The sequence below is a fragment of the Burkholderia sp. 10_S31 genome (assembly GCF_056930375.1).
Genome location: NZ_JBXOWK010000001.1, coordinates 1,167,980 through 1,184,073 on the forward strand (window position 1 = coordinate 1,167,980; position 16,094 = coordinate 1,184,073).

14 protein-coding genes and 1 pseudogene are annotated in these 16,094 nt (G+C 62.4%); 10 read left to right on the forward strand and 5 right to left on the reverse strand.

Going from position 1 to position 16,094, the window contains the following annotated elements; all coding sequences use genetic code 11:
• Window positions 1–79: 79 nt before the first annotated feature.
• Window positions 80–1,243 (forward strand): iron-containing alcohol dehydrogenase, encoded by a 1,164-nt coding sequence (locus AC1Z3W_RS05335; protein ID WP_057923990.1) that lies wholly within the window; start codon window positions 80–82, stop codon window positions 1,241–1,243.
• Window positions 1,244–1,290: 47 nt separating this feature from the next.
• Window positions 1,291–1,605, forward strand: a complete 315-nt coding sequence (locus tag AC1Z3W_RS05340) for an NIPSNAP family protein (RefSeq protein WP_057923989.1) — start codon at window positions 1,291–1,293, stop codon at window positions 1,603–1,605.
• On the opposite strand, the gene AC1Z3W_RS05345 is transcribed toward AC1Z3W_RS05340, so the two are convergent.
• Window positions 1,598–2,539, reverse strand: coding sequence for a LysR family transcriptional regulator (locus AC1Z3W_RS05345; RefSeq protein WP_057923988.1), 942 nt, complete (start codon window positions 2,537–2,539; stop codon window positions 1,598–1,600). The genes AC1Z3W_RS05340 and AC1Z3W_RS05345 overlap by 8 nt on opposite strands.
• A 667-nt stretch (window positions 2,540–3,206) precedes the next feature.
• On the opposite strand from AC1Z3W_RS05345, the gene AC1Z3W_RS05350 reads away from it, so the two are divergent.
• The 4 genes from AC1Z3W_RS05350 (at window position 3,207) to AC1Z3W_RS05365 (ending at window position 7,929) form a co-directional block, all read left to right on the forward strand.
• Complete coding sequence (locus AC1Z3W_RS05350) at window positions 3,207–3,587, forward strand: BON domain-containing protein (RefSeq protein WP_082664541.1); 381 nt, start codon at window positions 3,207–3,209, stop codon at window positions 3,585–3,587.
• Window positions 3,588–3,881: 294 nt separating this feature from the next.
• On the forward strand, window positions 3,882–4,376 hold the full coding sequence (locus AC1Z3W_RS05355; RefSeq protein WP_483507161.1) for a (2Fe-2S)-binding protein: 495 nt from the start codon (window positions 3,882–3,884) through the stop codon (window positions 4,374–4,376).
• Window positions 4,328–6,631, forward strand: coding sequence for a xanthine dehydrogenase family protein molybdopterin-binding subunit (locus AC1Z3W_RS05360; protein WP_483507162.1), 2,304 nt, complete (start codon window positions 4,328–4,330; stop codon window positions 6,629–6,631). The genes AC1Z3W_RS05355 and AC1Z3W_RS05360 overlap by 49 nt, the downstream gene beginning before the upstream one ends.
• The gene (locus AC1Z3W_RS05365) at window positions 6,628–7,929 is read left to right on the forward strand and encodes a c-type cytochrome (RefSeq protein ID WP_483507163.1); all 1,302 of its coding nucleotides are present in this window, start codon (window positions 6,628–6,630) and stop codon (window positions 7,927–7,929) included. Before AC1Z3W_RS05360 ends, AC1Z3W_RS05365 begins: the two co-directional genes overlap by 4 nt.
• A gap of 149 nt (window positions 7,930–8,078) precedes the next feature.
• Here the strand turns inward: AC1Z3W_RS05365 and AC1Z3W_RS05370 are convergent, their stop codons facing one another.
• Together AC1Z3W_RS05370 and AC1Z3W_RS05375 are read right to left on the reverse strand one after the other, a co-directional pair.
• Window positions 8,079–9,221 (reverse strand): FAD binding domain-containing protein, encoded by a 1,143-nt coding sequence (locus AC1Z3W_RS05370; protein WP_483507164.1) that lies wholly within the window; start codon window positions 9,219–9,221, stop codon window positions 8,079–8,081.
• Window positions 9,222–9,300: 79 nt separating this feature from the next.
• Complete coding sequence (locus AC1Z3W_RS05375) at window positions 9,301–10,176, reverse strand: alpha/beta fold hydrolase (protein WP_057924152.1); 876 nt, start codon at window positions 10,174–10,176, stop codon at window positions 9,301–9,303.
• A gap of 336 nt (window positions 10,177–10,512) precedes the next feature.
• On the opposite strand from AC1Z3W_RS05375, the gene AC1Z3W_RS05380 reads away from it, so the two are divergent.
• Entirely contained in the window at window positions 10,513–11,367 is an 855-nt protein-coding gene (locus tag AC1Z3W_RS05380) for a fumarylacetoacetate hydrolase family protein (RefSeq protein ID WP_057924151.1), read from the forward strand.
• 148 nt (window positions 11,368–11,515) lie between these two features.
• On the opposite strand, the gene AC1Z3W_RS05385 is transcribed toward AC1Z3W_RS05380, so the two are convergent.
• Window positions 11,516–12,421 (reverse strand): LysR family transcriptional regulator, encoded by a 906-nt coding sequence (locus AC1Z3W_RS05385; protein ID WP_057923985.1) that lies wholly within the window; start codon window positions 12,419–12,421, stop codon window positions 11,516–11,518.
• A 105-nt stretch (window positions 12,422–12,526) separates the two neighbouring features.
• Between AC1Z3W_RS05385 and AC1Z3W_RS05390 the strand changes: the two genes are divergently transcribed.
• A complete protein-coding gene (locus AC1Z3W_RS05390; protein WP_124832435.1) occupies window positions 12,527–13,159 on the forward strand; it encodes a DsbA family oxidoreductase in 633 nt (210 codons plus the stop codon).
• Window positions 13,160–13,372: 213 nt separating this feature from the next.
• Window positions 13,373–14,359: an MBL fold metallo-hydrolase gene (locus AC1Z3W_RS05395; protein WP_124832434.1), complete on the forward strand. Its 987-nt coding sequence runs from the start codon at window positions 13,373–13,375 to the stop codon at window positions 14,357–14,359.
• Here the strand turns inward: AC1Z3W_RS05395 and AC1Z3W_RS05400 are convergent.
• Window positions 14,335–14,592, reverse strand: a complete 258-nt coding sequence (locus tag AC1Z3W_RS05400; protein ID WP_483507165.1) for a helix-turn-helix transcriptional regulator — start codon at window positions 14,590–14,592, stop codon at window positions 14,335–14,337. The two genes, AC1Z3W_RS05395 and AC1Z3W_RS05400, sit on opposite strands and share 25 nt — an antisense overlap.
• 448 nt (window positions 14,593–15,040) lie before the next feature.
• Between AC1Z3W_RS05400 and AC1Z3W_RS05405 the strand changes: the two are divergent.
• Window positions 15,041–15,727 (forward strand): annotated as a pseudogene (locus AC1Z3W_RS05405) (winged helix-turn-helix domain-containing protein); the annotation flags it as partial.
• Between the last annotated feature and the right edge of the window lie 367 nt (window positions 15,728–16,094).

Genomic DNA, 16,094 nt, shown 5'->3' on the forward strand with positions numbered 1-16,094 from the left:
GCGATCCGGTTTTTTCATTACCGGCGGCGATCGGCCGCTTGTAGTGTTTGGTGCGGAGACTTCACACGGAGAAAGCATCATGAACCCATTCCAATATTTCTTTCCCACCACGCTGAAATTCGGCAACGGCCTCGCGCGCCAGGCCGGCGAACTGCTGAAGCCGCTGTTCAGCGGCAAGCTGCTGGTCGTGACCGACGAAGGCCTGATCAAGAGCGGCGTGCTCGAAGGGTTTTTCGCATCGCTGCGCGACGCGGACGTTGCATACGAGATCTTTTCGGGCGTCGAGGCGAACCCGAGCACGGCCGTGCTCGACAGCGCGCTGACGTTCCTGAAGGAACACCGCTGCACCGCCGTGATCGGCGTCGGCGGCGGCAGCAGCATCGATACCGCGAAGGGCGTGGCCGCGATGGCCACCAACGGCGGCACGATTCTCGATTACGAGGGCTACAACAAGATTCCGGACGAACCGCTGCCGATCTTCGCGATTCCGACCACGTCGGGCACCGGCAGCGAATGCACGGCATCGACGGTGTTCACGAACAAGGAAACGCTGTTCAAGACCGTGATCGTCAGCCACAAGCTGTTCCCGAAGCTCGCGATCCTCGATGCGGAACTCACGCTGAAGCTGCCGGCCGCGATCACCGCGGCCACCGGCATGGATGCGCTCACGCATGCGATCGAGTCGTACGTGTCGAAGCAGGCGAACCCGGTGAGCCAGTCGCTCGCGCTGGGCGCGATCCGCCTGATCGGGCGCAGCCTGTGCAACGCGTTCTACGTCGGCTCCGATCTTGCGGCACGCGAGGACATGCTGCTCGGCTCGTTCCTGGCCGGCGTCGCGTTTTCGCAGTCGAAGCTCGGCAACGTGCATGCGATCTCGCACACGATGGGCGGCGTGTTCAACATCGCGCACGGCATCGCGAACGCGGCGCTGCTGCCGTACGTGATCGACTTCAACCGGCCCGCATGCCCGGAGCTGTACCGCGATATCGCCCAGGCACTCGGCGGCGACGTGACCCACGGCGATGCGGAAACGGCCGCGCGTGCGCTGGTCGAGCAGATCGTCGAACTCAATCGCGCGCTCGAGATTCCGTCGAACATCCGCGAACTCGGCGTCGACCTCGCACACCTGCCGCAGATGGTGACCGACTCGATGCGCAGCGGCAACGTGCTCGTCAACCCGCGCCTGACCACTGCGCGCGACGTCGAAGGCATCATCCGCGCCGCGTACGCCGGCGAACTTTGATCGCGCGCAAGTACCGATTACCCGATTCGATTCAACCAGGAGCAGTCATGTATTACGAAATGCGGACCTACACGGTCCAGATCGGCAAGATGAACGAATACCTGCGGCACTTCGAGAAGGAAGGCCTGCCGGTGATCTCCCGCTATGCGACGCTTGTCGGCTGGTGGTACACGGAAATCGGCGAACTGAACCAGGTCGTCCATATCTGGGCGTACGAAAGCCTGGACGATCGCATCAAGCGCCGCACCGCGCTGTACGAGGATCCGGACTGGCTCGAGAAATTCGTGCCGAAGGCATTCCCGATGCTCGAGAAGATGGAATCGAAGTTGCTGCGTCCGGCCGCGTTCTCGCCGATCAAGTAAGCGGGGAACCCTGTAGCGTTTCGACGAGCAGGCGCGCACCTGGCGACAGGTGCGCGAAGGTACGTGCGACGACGCCGTACGGCTCGTCGAGCGCCGGAATCGCGACGGGCAGGCAGGCAACGAGGCCAAACCGCTCGCCGAACTCGGCGACCTCACGCGGGATCACGGCCACCAGTTCCGGGTTCGCCTGCAGCAGCGTGAGCGTCGCGAACGTCGACGCCGTTTCGATCGGATAGCGCGGCACGTCGATACCCGCATCGGCCAGCGCGCGTTCGAGCGCGAGTCGCATCGGCGTGTTGACAGGATACGCGACCCATTCAGCCTCGGTGAGGTCGCGCAGCGTCAGTGCCGAGCGCCCGGCCAACGCGTGCGTGCGTGCCGTCACGACCGCCAGCGGCTCGGCGTTCAGCGGCACGTAGTCGTACGCCTCCGGGCGCCGGCTGCCGCCGTTGCGGCAGATCGCAAGATCGATGCGGCCATCGTCGATCAGCGTGAGCAGGCTCGCGCTGGTGCCTTCGACGATCTCGACCGACAGGTGCGGCTGGCGGCGGCGCAGGTCGGTCAGCGCACGCGTGAGCAACGGCACTGCACCCATGATCACACCGACCGCAAGATGGCCGCCGTGGCCTTGCGTGAGCGCGAGGACTTCGGTATGCAGATGTTCGAGGTCGCTGTAGATGAGGCGCGCGTAGCGCGTGACGCAGCGGCCGAGGTCGTTTGCGACGAGGCCTTTCGGTTGCCGCTCGAACAGCGGCATGCCGAGGATGTCCTCGATCTCGCGCAGCACCTTGGTGGCGCCGGGCTGCGAGATTGCCATCTCTTCCGACGCCTTGTGCAGCGAGCCGTGGTTTTCCAGCGCGATCAGCAGCTTAAGTTGCTTCAGGCGAAGGCGTGACGCGATATTGGCAAGTGAGGGGACTGCCAGCGGCTTCATGATAAAGCGACCAAATTGGATTCTCGAATTGTAGCGCTGCCTTACATCCCGGCGAAAGCAGATTGGGCTTACGTCGGAACCTCTCGCCGAGCATCTGCAGCAGCTCGCGAATCTGCTCGAGCGCATCGGTCAACTCCGAAGCCGGAACCGCTTCCGAGCAGCGGTAGCAGGAAGCGATCGTATAGGCGCAATGCGAGCCATTGATTGCAATATCGGTACGGAGCAAGCGTGGAAACAGAACTGTCGCGTTGATCGTTGACGCCGGGGACTCGCGGTGCTAGCGGCTGACGGCAGAGACCGCATACATTGACTTGCGTGCATCGAGTGATTCGGCTACGCGTTACCGGCAGGTGGGTGGTGGCACGAGCGGCCTGCTCGGCAAGCGCACTGACCTGCACTCGATGGTGGGGCTACACGCATGCGAGCGGCTCGGACGGGCGGGGCAATGGCCAGCCGACCCTGGACCACAAAACTGTCCCACCTGGAAGTGGAAAATGCCGGCATGACGTTGTCGTCAAGACCAGGAGGTCATGCCGTGACGATTAGATCCTAAAAATTAATACTATTTCAGGCCCGCTCTTAAGGACGGGTGATATTGAGCACGATACGATCAATGCGCATCACTCAGCTTTCCTTGTGAAGTTCACCGTAGATTTGAGGGGGCCATATGAAGTCAAGACTTCTATCATTTTTTGCTGCCATCATTATCGGGGCTCCGTCCGTTGCGCTCGCATCGGAGGCATATTCTCCCGCAAAACCGAACTCATCGGCAGTTGCCAGAAAGCATGGTGATCCTGTCGTTTCCGCCGCGCGCAAGCAAGCGCGAGCGACCGATCGTGCTCTTGCAAAGCGTGTGCGGAAGAGTATTGCAAAGGACCACGCCCTGGATCAGGCGCGCATCGTGGTATTTGCCAAAGGCGGCGCCGTGACGTTGACCGGCGAGGTAGCCGATGAGCCGCAAATCGCACTCGCGGAAAAACGTACGAGCGCTGTCCCTGGGGTGACATCGGTCAATAACCGGCTGACGCTTTCCGAAGGCGGTAGTTGAGTATTGCCCAATGACTGATCCCGGTGAGATTGCAGAATCTCACCGATTTGATGAGACACCCGGATCGATAACCGATCCAGAACGCATGGTCGGATGGATTGGCCGCAAGCCGAGTGTGCGGTGCATTGAGCATTCCGGTTTTTGATTAAGGATTGTTTCAGGCGAATTCAGGGGATTCCACATTGAATTTCGTATCCCGTCCATATCTACCTCGATCCTGAAAACGCGCGGTTTGAAGTTGTGAATGGAACCGGCACATGATGGATTGGATCAGCTGAACAAGGAAAATTGTCGATGGGAAGGACAGTGTCGATACCGAGCACGACGACAAGTTCGCCATGGCCGGCTACGTCGCTCGTGATAAACGGACAGCGGACAGAACTTCGCGTCCCCCCCGATATGCCGCTTCTGTGGGTATTGCGCGAGGTCGTAGGGTTGTGCGGCACGAAATTTGGCTGCGGCATTGGGCAGTGCGGGGCCTGTACGGTGCATCTGGATGGCAATCCGGTGCGTTCGTGCCTTCTTCCAGTGTCGGCGGTCAACGGGCCCATCACGACGATTGAAGCGATCGGCAACACCGATGTTGGCAAGCAGGTGCAGGCCGCTTGGCTCAAGCTCGAGGTGGTGCAGTGCGGTTACTGCCAGTCCGGGCAAATCATGTCGGCGACGGCTCTCCTGGCACGCAATCCACATCCCGACGATGCAGCCATCGATGCAGCAATGGCTGGAAATTTGTGTCGGTGCTGTACGTACCCGCGCATTCGCGCGGCAATCAAGGCCGCTATATGAAAACGTACGGACCCGTCGATGAGACGACGCTAGCGGATACCGCGCGTCGTCGCTTCCTGACCACCGGCGCGTTGCTGGTCGGATTTGCACTCGCAAAGCCCGCGCGCGCGTTTATGAAAGAGCCTGATCTTGCCGCGATCGGCGCTTTGGATGCGGCAGGCACGGGCTTCGACGGCTTCGTCCCGAGCGGCTTTATTCGCATAGGTGCGGACGGGCGTATCGTACTCGTGGTGCCGAGTGTCGAAATGGGGCAGGGTATTGCTACCGGCGAAGCGATGATGCTGGCCGAGGAGATGGAGGTTGGGCTCGACCAGGTAGAGGTCGCGATGGCACCCCCCGATACTCAAGCCTATACGCAGTCGATCCTGAAGGCGCAGGCCACGGGCGGCTCGACGTCCGTCCGTGCCTATTTCACGCCGCTACGGAATGCCGGCGCCGCGGCGCGAATGATGCTCGTCAGTGCCGCCGCCGAGCGGTGGCATGTTCCTGTGACCGAATGTTCGGTGGCGCGGGCGATCATCACACACGATCGGACGGGGCGTACGCTGTCTTTCGGTGCCGTTGCGTCGGCTGCTCGTCGACAGCCGATGCCGACACACGTCACGCTAAAGCCATCTTCGCATTTCCGGCTGATCGGCAAGCCGATCCAGCGTGTGGATACGCCAGCCAAGATCAACGGAACCGCGACGTTCGGCATCGACGTGAACGTCAAGGACATGCGCGTGGCGGCTCTCGCGATGTGTCCGACCATTGGCGGCAAGGTCCGTCGTGTCGACGACCGGGCCGCGCGCGCCATGCCTGGCGTGATCGACGTGTTGCGCATTGACGATGCCGTTGCCGTGGTGGGTGAAAATTACTGGTTCGCGCGTCGCGCGTTGAGTCAATTGCAGGTCGAATGGGACGCGGGCCCCAACGCCACGTTGACGTCCGATGAACTGGCCGGCCGGCTTCGCGACGCGCGAGGTACACCCATTCTCGGCAAGCAGACAGGTGACCCGGAGCGCAGGCTGAGCGACGTCGGCGATCGTCGAATCGACGCCGTTTATACGTTGCCCTACCTGGCGCACGCGGCGCTCGAGCCGATCAACACGACGGTCCATGTGCGGCCTGATGGATGCGACATCTGGGTCGGCACACAGGTGCCTCAGATCGCGCGCATCGTTGCTGCCCGGCTTACCGGCCTTTCGCCTGACCAAGTGATAGTGCGTAACCACCTGATCGGTGGAGGCTTTGGACGCCGGCTGGCGGTCGACACGATCGAACAAGCCGTGCGGTTCGCGTGCCAGGTGAACTACCCGCTGAAAATGATCTGGACGCGGGAGCAGGACATCCAGCACGATCGCTTTCGTCCCGCGTATCACGATACTGTCGCGGCGGCGCTTGGGGCCGACGGTTCGCCAGTGGCATGGATGCACCGTACGAGATGCTCGACCGTACGCACATACTACGATCGCAAACCCTGGCCGGAGGGTCAGCTCGATCACGACGCAGTGGCCGGCGCAGCAGACCTGCCCTATGAAATTCCCGCAATGCGTTCGGATTGGGTGCGGCAGGATGGGCCGGTAGCGCTGAACTGGTGGCGGGGGGTAGGCGAGACCCATAACGTATTCGTCGTCGAATCTTTTATCGACGAGCTTGCGCACACAGCAAAACGCGATCCGGTCGAATACCGCCGGGCTCTCCTGCGTCAAAACCCTCGCTCGCTGGCCGTGCTCGATCGTGCCGCACAGGCTGCCGGTTGGGGGAAGTCGTTGCCGCCGCGTTGTGGCCGCGGTGTCTCGCTGCATGACAGCTTCGGCTCGCACGCCGCGCTCATTCTCGAAATTGAAGTGGATCAGCAGGGTGAAATCCGGTTGCGCCGCGCTACGGCGGCGATCGACTGCGGGATTGCCGTCAATCCTGACAGCGTCGTGGCGCAGATCCAGGGGGGCGTCTTGTTCGGGCTCTCAGCTGCACTTTATAACGCGATCACAATAGAGAAGGGCGTTGTGCAGCAGAGCAACTTCCACGATTATCGACAGATCCGCATCAACGAAGTGCCGCCGTTCGAGGTAGTTGTCATGTCCAGCGAAGCATCGCCGGGCGGGCTCGGCGAAGTCGGCACGGTCTCGGCGGCACCCGCACTTGCCAACGCCATTTTCGCAGCAACCGGAGTGCGCCTGCGTGATCTGCCGATCGACAGGCAGGCATTGGCTGTCAAGGGGCAAGGCCACCGTCCGCCTTTGATATCGACGTTTGGCGGGAGGGGCGCATGATGCTCCGTGCAAAAAAATGGATAGCCGCAATTGCGGTGGGTGGTGCGTTGCTGATTGGAGCGGTGTCGGTATTCTTCTGGCCGCACCGACTGGAAAAGGTGGTCGCGTCGAGCGGGGCTCTGCCGCAGGGCGATGCGTTGATTGCGCGCGGTCGTTACCTTGTCACCGCCGCAGACTGCGCTGCGTGTCATACAGTGCCGGGCGGTCGGCCGTTCGCGGGCGGTGTCGGTTTCAAGCTTCCATTCGGTACGATCTTTGCACCCAATATCACGCCTGATCGGGATAACGGTATTGGCGCGTGGAGCAACGACGAATTCGTGCGGGCATTGCGCGAAGGGGTGGGGCGGCATGGCGAAGACCTCTATCCAGCGTTCCCGTATACGTCATATGCGAAGCTGTCCAACGATGACGTGTTGGCGATCCGGGCGTTTCTCGCAACAGTCGAACCGATTCATGCATCGACACCCTCGAACGATCTTGCATTTCCGTTCGACCAACGTCGATTGATGCGTGGCTGGAAGCTGCTTTTTTTCGACGGCAAGACGTTCGCTCCCGATCCTGCGCGCAGCGCTTCGTGGAATCGCGGCAACTATCTCGTCAATGGTCTCGCCCATTGCGGTGAATGCCACACGCCACGGAATTTTCTGTTCGCGTCGAAGACCACGGAGATGTTGTCGGGTGGTGTCGTCGATGGTTGGAAAGCCTGGAACATCACGCCGGACGCGGAAACCGGAATCGGTAGATGGAGCAATTCGGATCTCGTCGATTACCTGGCGAACGGGCATGCCGCGGGTCACGGCGCCGCGTCCGGCAGTATGCGAGAGGCGGTCGAATTGAGTCTTGGCCATCTGCCGCGGCGTGATATTGAGGATATCGTGACATATCTGCGCACCGTTCCGTCTCGGCATGCCGATGCTGCCGCGGCCGTTTCGGTAACGTCATCATCGCTGTCGCAGTCAGCGCGTTGGACGCCAGGGCCGGGCGGTGATGGCATTGGCAAACGTGTATTCGAAGCAGCGTGCGCCAGCTGTCACGGATACGATGGAATCGGACAGCAATCCGAGCGTGCGAGCCTTGTTGGCGCCCACATGCTCAGCGACCCGGCAGGCGACAACCTCGTTCGTTTGCTGCTTGATGGATCACATAGCCGTGGTGATGTTCCTGCAACTGCAATGCCGGCATTCGGCGCTGCATACAGCGACGTCGAGATTGCCGCGGTTGCAAATTACGCAATTGCGCAATTTGGCGGAAAGTCAGGACAGGTTACGCCGGAGCGAGTGGCGGCTTCGCGACATTGAACCGCAACGTCTTCGGTTCCCGTCAATCGCGCGCGATTGCCAGCGGGCTTGCTCCTCGTCGATGTGATGTCGGGCGTCCGACTGACGCGGAGCTATCTGAAACGCATGATGGCGCGAGGCTGGGCGTGTGCAAGGCATTGCCAATGCGGTCACCTGGATCCCATGATGCGTGAGCCCAGTGAAATACCGAGCGTCGATAGCGACGCGTTGATCTTCTGCTGATCGAGTTCCCAACGCGACAGTGCGGCGTCGAACGCCGTGCCTTGCGCGAAAGCCTGCATCGCTTCGGCGAGTCCGACCGCGTTGTCGGCCGCCTTTGCTACGCCGGCGGCGGTATGCGGACGAACGAGGCAAGCCGCGTCGCCAAGCAGTACCGTGCGGCCGAACACCATTCGCTCGACGACAAGATCCTGAATCGCCTGTGCGAACGGCGCGTGCGTCGCGTCGACGAGTGCGGCGAGCGTCGGCGCGAGCAGGTTGCGGCTCGCGTCGACGAGTTCCGATCGATTGTCGTCGCGCATCGCACCGGGAGGCAGCGATCCGTCTCGCTGTGTGCCGTCCCGGGAAAGAAACAGTTCAGGCAGCTTGTCGTGCGAGTGACGCCGGTACCACACCCAGTTCACGCGTCGTTTGCCGGGCTCGACGGTGCCGTCGCGGCCAGGTACCAGGTAGGTCAGGAACAGATGTGCGTCACCCTGCTGAAACGTAAAGCGGTTATGCAGCACGCGAAGCACCTGATCGGGCAGGTCGTGCTCGTCGACGAGCCCGCGCCACGCGACATAACCCGCATAGGTGGGATGCGTATCGGGTAGCAGTTGCGCGCGCACGCCAGAGCGCCCGCCATCCGCGCCGACGAGCAGATCGCCGTGCTCTACCCGCCCGCTCGCGAAATGCGCGGTCACGCGAGCGCCATCGGAATCGAGCCGCTCGAACGCCTCGCCTGTGTGGACGACGTCCACTGGCAGTGCGCGCTTCAGCGCGGTGTAGATCACATTCCATGCAGTCTGGGTTTGCGGCATGTGCTGGTGCTGCACGATCCGGTCGCTCGCGTCGAGATAGATCCGGTCGATCGAATCCACGCCGGTATCGCGCGGCACCGGTACCCCGCCGAATGCGAACGCGCGGACGATCGGCGGTTGCAGGACGATGCCACCGCCGCGGCTGTCGAGCTCGCTTGGCGACTGTTCGAACACGCTGACGCGCCATCCCGCCGCGCGCAGTGCAGTCGCCGTGAAGAGGCCGCCCACCGATCCGCCGATTATGAGCGCTCGCGGCCTCGATACGTTATTCATGATGTGCTCCTGTTGGCCAGCGATCGCGCGCGTCGTGGCGTTCAATTTCCGGCATCCGCGATGCCGGAGCGCTGCGGATTCAACCTTCCCAGCTCTTCAGGAAATCGAGCAGCAGCGTGTTGACGCGTTCCGGCTGTTCTTCCTGCGGAAGGTGGCCGCATTGCGCGATGGGCTCGGCACGAAGATGTGTCGCCATGCTTTCCCAGACGGATTTCATGTCGAACATCTTGCCGACCGCGTAGAAATCCTCACCCCAGATCGCCATGGTTGGGCATGCGATCTTCACATCGGCGTCGGCGAGATCCTGTTTGACGTCTTCCGCGTTCGCGCGGTAGTCGGAGAGTGCGCCGCGTACGGCGCCGGGACGACGATAGGCCCGGACATACGTGTCGAACGCTTCGCCGGAAATGGCGTGCGGGTTGTAGCACCAGTCGGAGAAGAAGTGGCTTAGCCACTCGGCTTCCTTGCCCGCGATCAGTGCTTCGGGCAGGTCCGCTACCTGATGGAACAGGAAGAACCAGTACGCGCGTGCCGTCTGGGCCGTCATGTTCTGCGCGACGATGCGAGTCGGCACGTTGTCCATCACGACGAGGCGCTCGAGGCGCTCGGGGAAGTCCTTCGCGAAGCGTGTCGCGACGCGTGCGCCGCGATCGTGCCCGACCAGCGCGATGCGGCCGATGCCGAGCGTGTCGAGCAGTGCGACGAGGTCGCGCGCCATGTTGCGTTTGTCATAGCCGGTGGCCGGCTTGTCGGTTTCGCCGTAGCCGCGCAGGTCGGGCACGATCACGCGGTAGCGCTGTGCCAGGACGGGAATCTGGAAGCGCCATGCGAAGCTGGTTTCCGGAAACCCGTGCAGCAGGACCACGACGGGCCCGCTGCCCGCGTCGATGAAATGTTGTCGAATTCCGTTCGCAGTGACGGTGTGGTGAACGATCGAAGGCGTGGTGGTGGACATGTGTCGGTTCCCATTGCGGTTCGGACGACGCGCCATCGGAGCGAAGTGCGCGCGAGTGCTGTTCGAGCATAGGCGAAGCACCATGGACTGTCGCATGAATTGTTCTGAATCATCTTTCGGGTAGATGCGTTCCGGCAGGCGCGGGCCGCTTCATAACGATTAAGTTGTTCCTGGGATGGTGGCGACCTCTAATGCCCGATGTGAGCAGTGCGGCGAGTGGCGTCGGTGACGGATGTAGCGAAGGGTGGCGGCCGACCTGACCGGAAGCCGTTCGGCTCGGCGAGGACGTTGACGAAGCAACTGGCGTCCGCGCGGACGTCAGACAAGGAGCGTGCGATGCGTTTTGCAGCCTATGAAATCGATGGACGTCGCGGCCTGGCGGTCGAACGGAACGGAAGCTGGCACGGATTGATGGCTTGCGATGCCGGCTATCCGGGTGATCTGGACGCGTTGCTCGCGAGGGGCGCATCCTTTGCCGAGGTGGCCGACGGGCTCGCGCGCGGCAGCGCGGTCGATCTCGACGCCGCTCGCCTGTTGCCGCCGTTCGGGCGACCGAACAAGATCGTCTGCGTTGGGTTGAACTATCTCGACCATTCGGCCGAAACCGGCTTCGAGAAGCAGACCTATCCGACCGTATTCGCGCGCTTTGCGTCGAGCCTGATCGGTCATGGCGAAGCGATCGTGATGCCGCCGCAGTCGTCGCAACTCGATTACGAAGGTGAGCTGGCTGCGGTGATCGGCACGGGCGGCCGGAATATCCCGCGCGAGCGTGCGCTCGATCACGTGGCGGGCTACGCGCTATTCAACGACGCGACGCTGCGCGACTACCAGTTCCGTACGCCGCAATGGACGATGGGCAAGAATTTCGATGGAACCGGCGCATTCGGGCCGTGGTTCGTTACGGCCGACGCGTTGCCCCGAGGCTGCAAAGGGCGGTGCATCCAGACGCGCCTGAACGGCAAGGTCGTACAGGAGGCGTCGACTTCGGACATGATCTTCGACGTCGAGACGCTGATCGTACTGTTGAGCGAGGTGATGACGCTGCAGGCAGGCGACGTGATCGTCACGGGCACGCCGGCCGGCGTCGGCATGGCGCGCGAGCCTCAACTCTGGATGAAGCCGGGCGATGTCTGCGAAGTCGAGATCGAAGGGCTTGGCGTGCTGCGCAATCCGATCGCGAAGGCGGTCTGACCGGGCGGCCCCTGCGCTGCGGTCGACGTCGTGCAGGGCATGGCCAAGTCTCTATACGCTTGCGGCGCCCGCCATGGGCATCGGCCGCAAGCTGCTTCAGCGCTGCGGGCGTGCCATGTCGGGAATGGTTGTCGCGCGCCTGCTCTTGTCAGCCGGACAGGGTCGTGAGCGACGTGACGAAGTCGATGAATGCCGTCACGCGCTTCGAACCGCGCTGGTTCGGCAGGTAGAGCGCGGTGACGACAGAGCGCGCCGCGTCGGGCGTGACGTCGTAATGCTCGAACAGTTTCCGCAGGCGGCCCGCCTGGACGTCCTCATCGACGAGCCAGTCGGGTAGCAACGCAATGCCTGCGCCGTCAAGCACCGCGCCCCGCAGCACTTCGCTGTGGTTCGACTTCAGGCGTCCGGTGACGATGACTTTCATCGTGTCGCGCGCATCGGTGAACGTCCACACCTGTTGATCGCTGCCGAAATGAAAACGCAGGCACGCGTGATCGACCAGTTCGCCGGGCGTCGTCGGCGTGCCGTGTGCATCCAGATAGTCGTGACTTGCGACGACGTAGCGCCGGAACGTGGCGAGTGGCTTCGCGACGACGTCGGCCGACGGCGCCGCTTCGCCTAGCCGGATCGCGACGTCGATCCGGCCGTGCACGAGGTCGACACGCTCGTCGGTCAGTTGCAGATCGAGGTCGAGCTTTGGATAGCGAGCGAGAAAGGCCGATACGTGAGGCGCGATCCGACGCATGCCGTAGACAACCGGGACCGACACACGCAAGGGCCCGGACGGCTCGTCGCCGCGATCCGAAACGAGCGCGTCGGCATCGGCCAGATCCTCGAGCAGCCGCTTGGCGCGTGCGTAGTAGAGAGACCCTGCGTCCGATAGCGTCACTTGCCGGGTCGTGCGGTTCAGGAGGACCGCGCCGAGCGATGCTTCGAGCGCATCGACGGCACGGACCACGGACGAGGCCGCAAGACCGAGACGCCGCCCCGCGCTCGAGAAGCCGCCGGCTTCCGCCACTTCGACGAATGCACGCAGCGTGGAAAATCTGTCCATGGGGTCGCCTTTGTTCGAGTCGCAATATAGCTTTGCGTGCCGGTCGCATTCTGGCGTCGGGCCGCAGGCGCTATCTTGTCATATGAACATGCACAGGAGGTTGCGATGAATACGCTCGATGTGACGGTGATCTACGATCTCGTCTGCCCGTGGTGCTGGATTGCCGAGCGCAGGCTGGCCGAGGTCGTTGCCGAAGCGGATCAGGCCGATGCGATCAATGTCCGCTTCGTTCCTTTCGAACTGAATCCGACGATGCCGGTTGCCGGCATGGACCGCAAGGCCTACCGAAGCGCGAAATTCGGTAGCTGGGCACGTTCTCAGGCACTCGATGCGCAGGTCGCGGAAGCCGGTCGCGCCGCCGGCCTGACGTTCAACCATGCGAAGATCGCGCGCACGCCGAACACGCGGCTCGCGCATCGACTCGTGTGGTTCGCGCAGCAGCGGGGCAGTGCGGTTGCGCTTGTCGATGCGCTGTTCGCTGCGTATTTTCACGACGGGCGCGATATCGGAGACGCGGAGGTGCTTGTCGACGTTGCCGCCGGTACCGGCCTGGATGCCGAGGCGATTCGCGCGTTCCTCGTGTCGGACGCGGGCCTTGAGGCCGTGCTGGAACTTGAGGCGGATGCGGTTCGCAGCGGTGTCGCGTCGGTACCGGCGACCCGGATCGGTGCGATGTCTATCAGCGGAGCACAGCCGGCATCGGTATTTCGCGATGCGCTTGCCGCTGCGCAAGGATGATCGATCGGGTTGCGTGATCGGCAATGTCGTGAGAGATCCGGGCATTCAGAACGATTCATGTCCGGATCAGGACATTCGGGTTGCCCGCAAGCTACGCTCGTTGCCGTGCTGAAGCGTCGCTGCGCAAGGGCGAACCGCTTCGTCGACGGTAGCGCGTGCTGCTGCACCGAAGTGGTGACGCGTGCCGGATCCCATCTTCAAAGGAAACATGACATGCCAAACCAGAATTGGCGAACCATCGCGATACGTGCGTGCAGCGTCGTGCTTGTTGCATGGTCCATTGGCGTCACGCCGATCGGTGCATTTGCCGCCGGTCTTGGCGACGGCGCGCAAGCACCGGGCTTCTATCGCGAGAAGGTTGGCGCGTTCAAGGTGATAGCGCTGTCCGACGGGACGCACCCGTTTCCGATCGATACCGTGATCCGCGGCATCTCGACGGATGAGATCAAGCGCGACCTCGATCGCGAGTTCCTCGATCCGCCGGTACAAGGGTCGATCAACGCATTTCTGGTCGATACCGGAGCGAAGAGAATCCTGATCGACGCGGGGGCAGGCGTGCTGTACGGCGACTGCTGCGGCAAGCTGGTCGACAACCTGATCGCGGCTGGCTATGCACCGGAGAAGATCGATGAAGTGTGGCTCACGCACCTGCACAAGGATCATGTCGGCGGAATCGTTTCGCACGGGAAGATGACGTTCCCGAATGCCATCGTCAGGGTGAATGAGACCGAGGCTCGCTACTGGCTCGAGCCGGACAACAAGTCGAGCGCGCCCGCGTTTCTCGGTTCGTTCTTCGATGCGGCTGCCGCGTCGGTCGCCCCGTACATCGCGGCGGGCCGCTTCAAGACGTTCGCCGCGGACGCGACGCTTGCTCCCGGCATTCGAGCTGTGCCGACACCCGGCCATACGCCCGGGCATACGTCCTATCTGATCGAGAGCAATGGCTCGACGCTGCTTGTATGGGGCGATATCGTGCACGTCGCCGCGCTCCAGTTGACGCATCCGGACGTGTCCGTCGAATACGACAGCGATCCGGCTATCGCGCAACAGACGCGCCGCGATATGCTGAAGCGCGTGGCGAGTCAGCGCTATCTGGTCGGCGCGGCGCACATCGCGTTTCCAGGGCTTGGCCACTTGCGCCAGGATGGTGCGCGGTATGACTGGGTACCGGTCAATTACGACTCGACGCCGGTGCATTGATGCGGTGTGCGCCCGGTCGTTCGCGAGAATACGCGAATGAAATAGCCGCGCGGCAAGCCGCATTCGTTGACCGCATCCGCTATCGACACGCCCAGGTTACCCTTTTCCATCCAGCGTTCTTTTGCGCGCGCGACCTTCGCCGGCGAAAGTACCCCCTTTCGCCACGGATCGCGCACGCATTTGCGAAAGAGTGTCAGGCCGCTCGCACTCCCTTCGGTATCCTTGATGAGCATGCCCGGCGCGCATCCGAGTGTGTCTTTCAACGGCGGTGCGGGCGGAGCGAGGCGTGATTGAGACACGACGCGAGTCCCTCGACAGCACATGAGTCGAAAAAAATTTCGACAAGCTTATACGCGGCATGTGATGCTCCCAGGCTAATTTGGACGAATTTCCACACATTACGTGAGTGCGTTCATTCCGACCGGCCGTTCGCCGAATCACCTGTCAGGTGTGGTCCCAGTCGTTCGAGAGGCGTTTTCTGTCGTGCGAAATGGATTCCCGCTTTGAGTGTCTGATGGGCATCGAGGGCATTTTCTCTCAAGACGCGCGTTTATGCGCTGTCTACACTCCGCCTGAATCTTGAGATTTCGTGTCCGGCAGGCACTTGGCCGGGCACTGGCTTTAAGCCATGTGAACGACTGCGCTCACTTGGCAGTCGTCAAGGTGCACCTGGGGGCAGCCATGATCCAGATCGGTAGTTTGTCGGTGGACTTCGATCAACGGGATATTCGCCGCGATGGCCTGTCGCTGTGCGTCGGGGCACGGGCACTCGACATTCTCGAGGTGCTGCATCGCGCGAGCGGCTCCATCGTATCGAAGGACGACATCATGGATGCCGTCTGGCCCGGGTCGATTGTCGGGGAGAACCGGATCCAGGTGCATATCGCTACGTTGCGCAAGGCACTCGGCGTGCATCGGGACCTGATCAAGACGGTTTCGGGCCGCGGCTACGTGCTGATCGGTGACATGCATGCTGGCGGTCATCTATCCGAGTCGGCGGATGCGTCGACTGCCGTCGGTGGGCAGCGTTCGCAGGTGCCGCCGCTGATCGGCCGTGAGACCGAAATCGGCGGGGTCGTCGACATGCTCGACAGGACGCCGGTGGTCACGCTTGTCGATGCCGGCGGGATCGGCAAGACCACGCTTGCTCTCCGGATCGCCCACGATCTCATGCACCAGACCGGAGAACAGGCGCATGTGGTCGAACTCGCTCAGGCAACGACACGCGATGATGTGCTGGGCACGCTCGCCGACGCGCTGGCGCTGCAAACGGATGACATGCCGTCGATCGACGAGATCGCCCGCGCCGTCACCGGAACGCGGTGCCTGCTGGTGCTCGATAATGCCGAACACGTGATCGACCTGATATTTACCCACGCAAACGCGAGGTACAGGTTATCCGAATCGACTCGCGCGTATGCGCTGGAAAAGCTGCACAACGAGGGTGAGTTCGAGTATGTCGTCGCGCGTCACATGCGCTACGAGCAAGAACAGACGAATGCGAGGACGACCACTGCCGCAGTCGAATAGATGGCGAATCGAGTGTCGCCGGAGATCGATTCGAAAAGATGCCCGGTCGCTGCGAAACTCGCGATGCAGGTGTCGTGCGCGAGGGCCGTTTGCGCGCGAATTGCGCGACCCGTTGTGCGGACGTACTCGGCCGGATCGATTCCGAACTGCGCCGGCTGAATTTCTGCGGACGGGCGCCTGGCTCCCGTCGGGACGATGCCTGGAG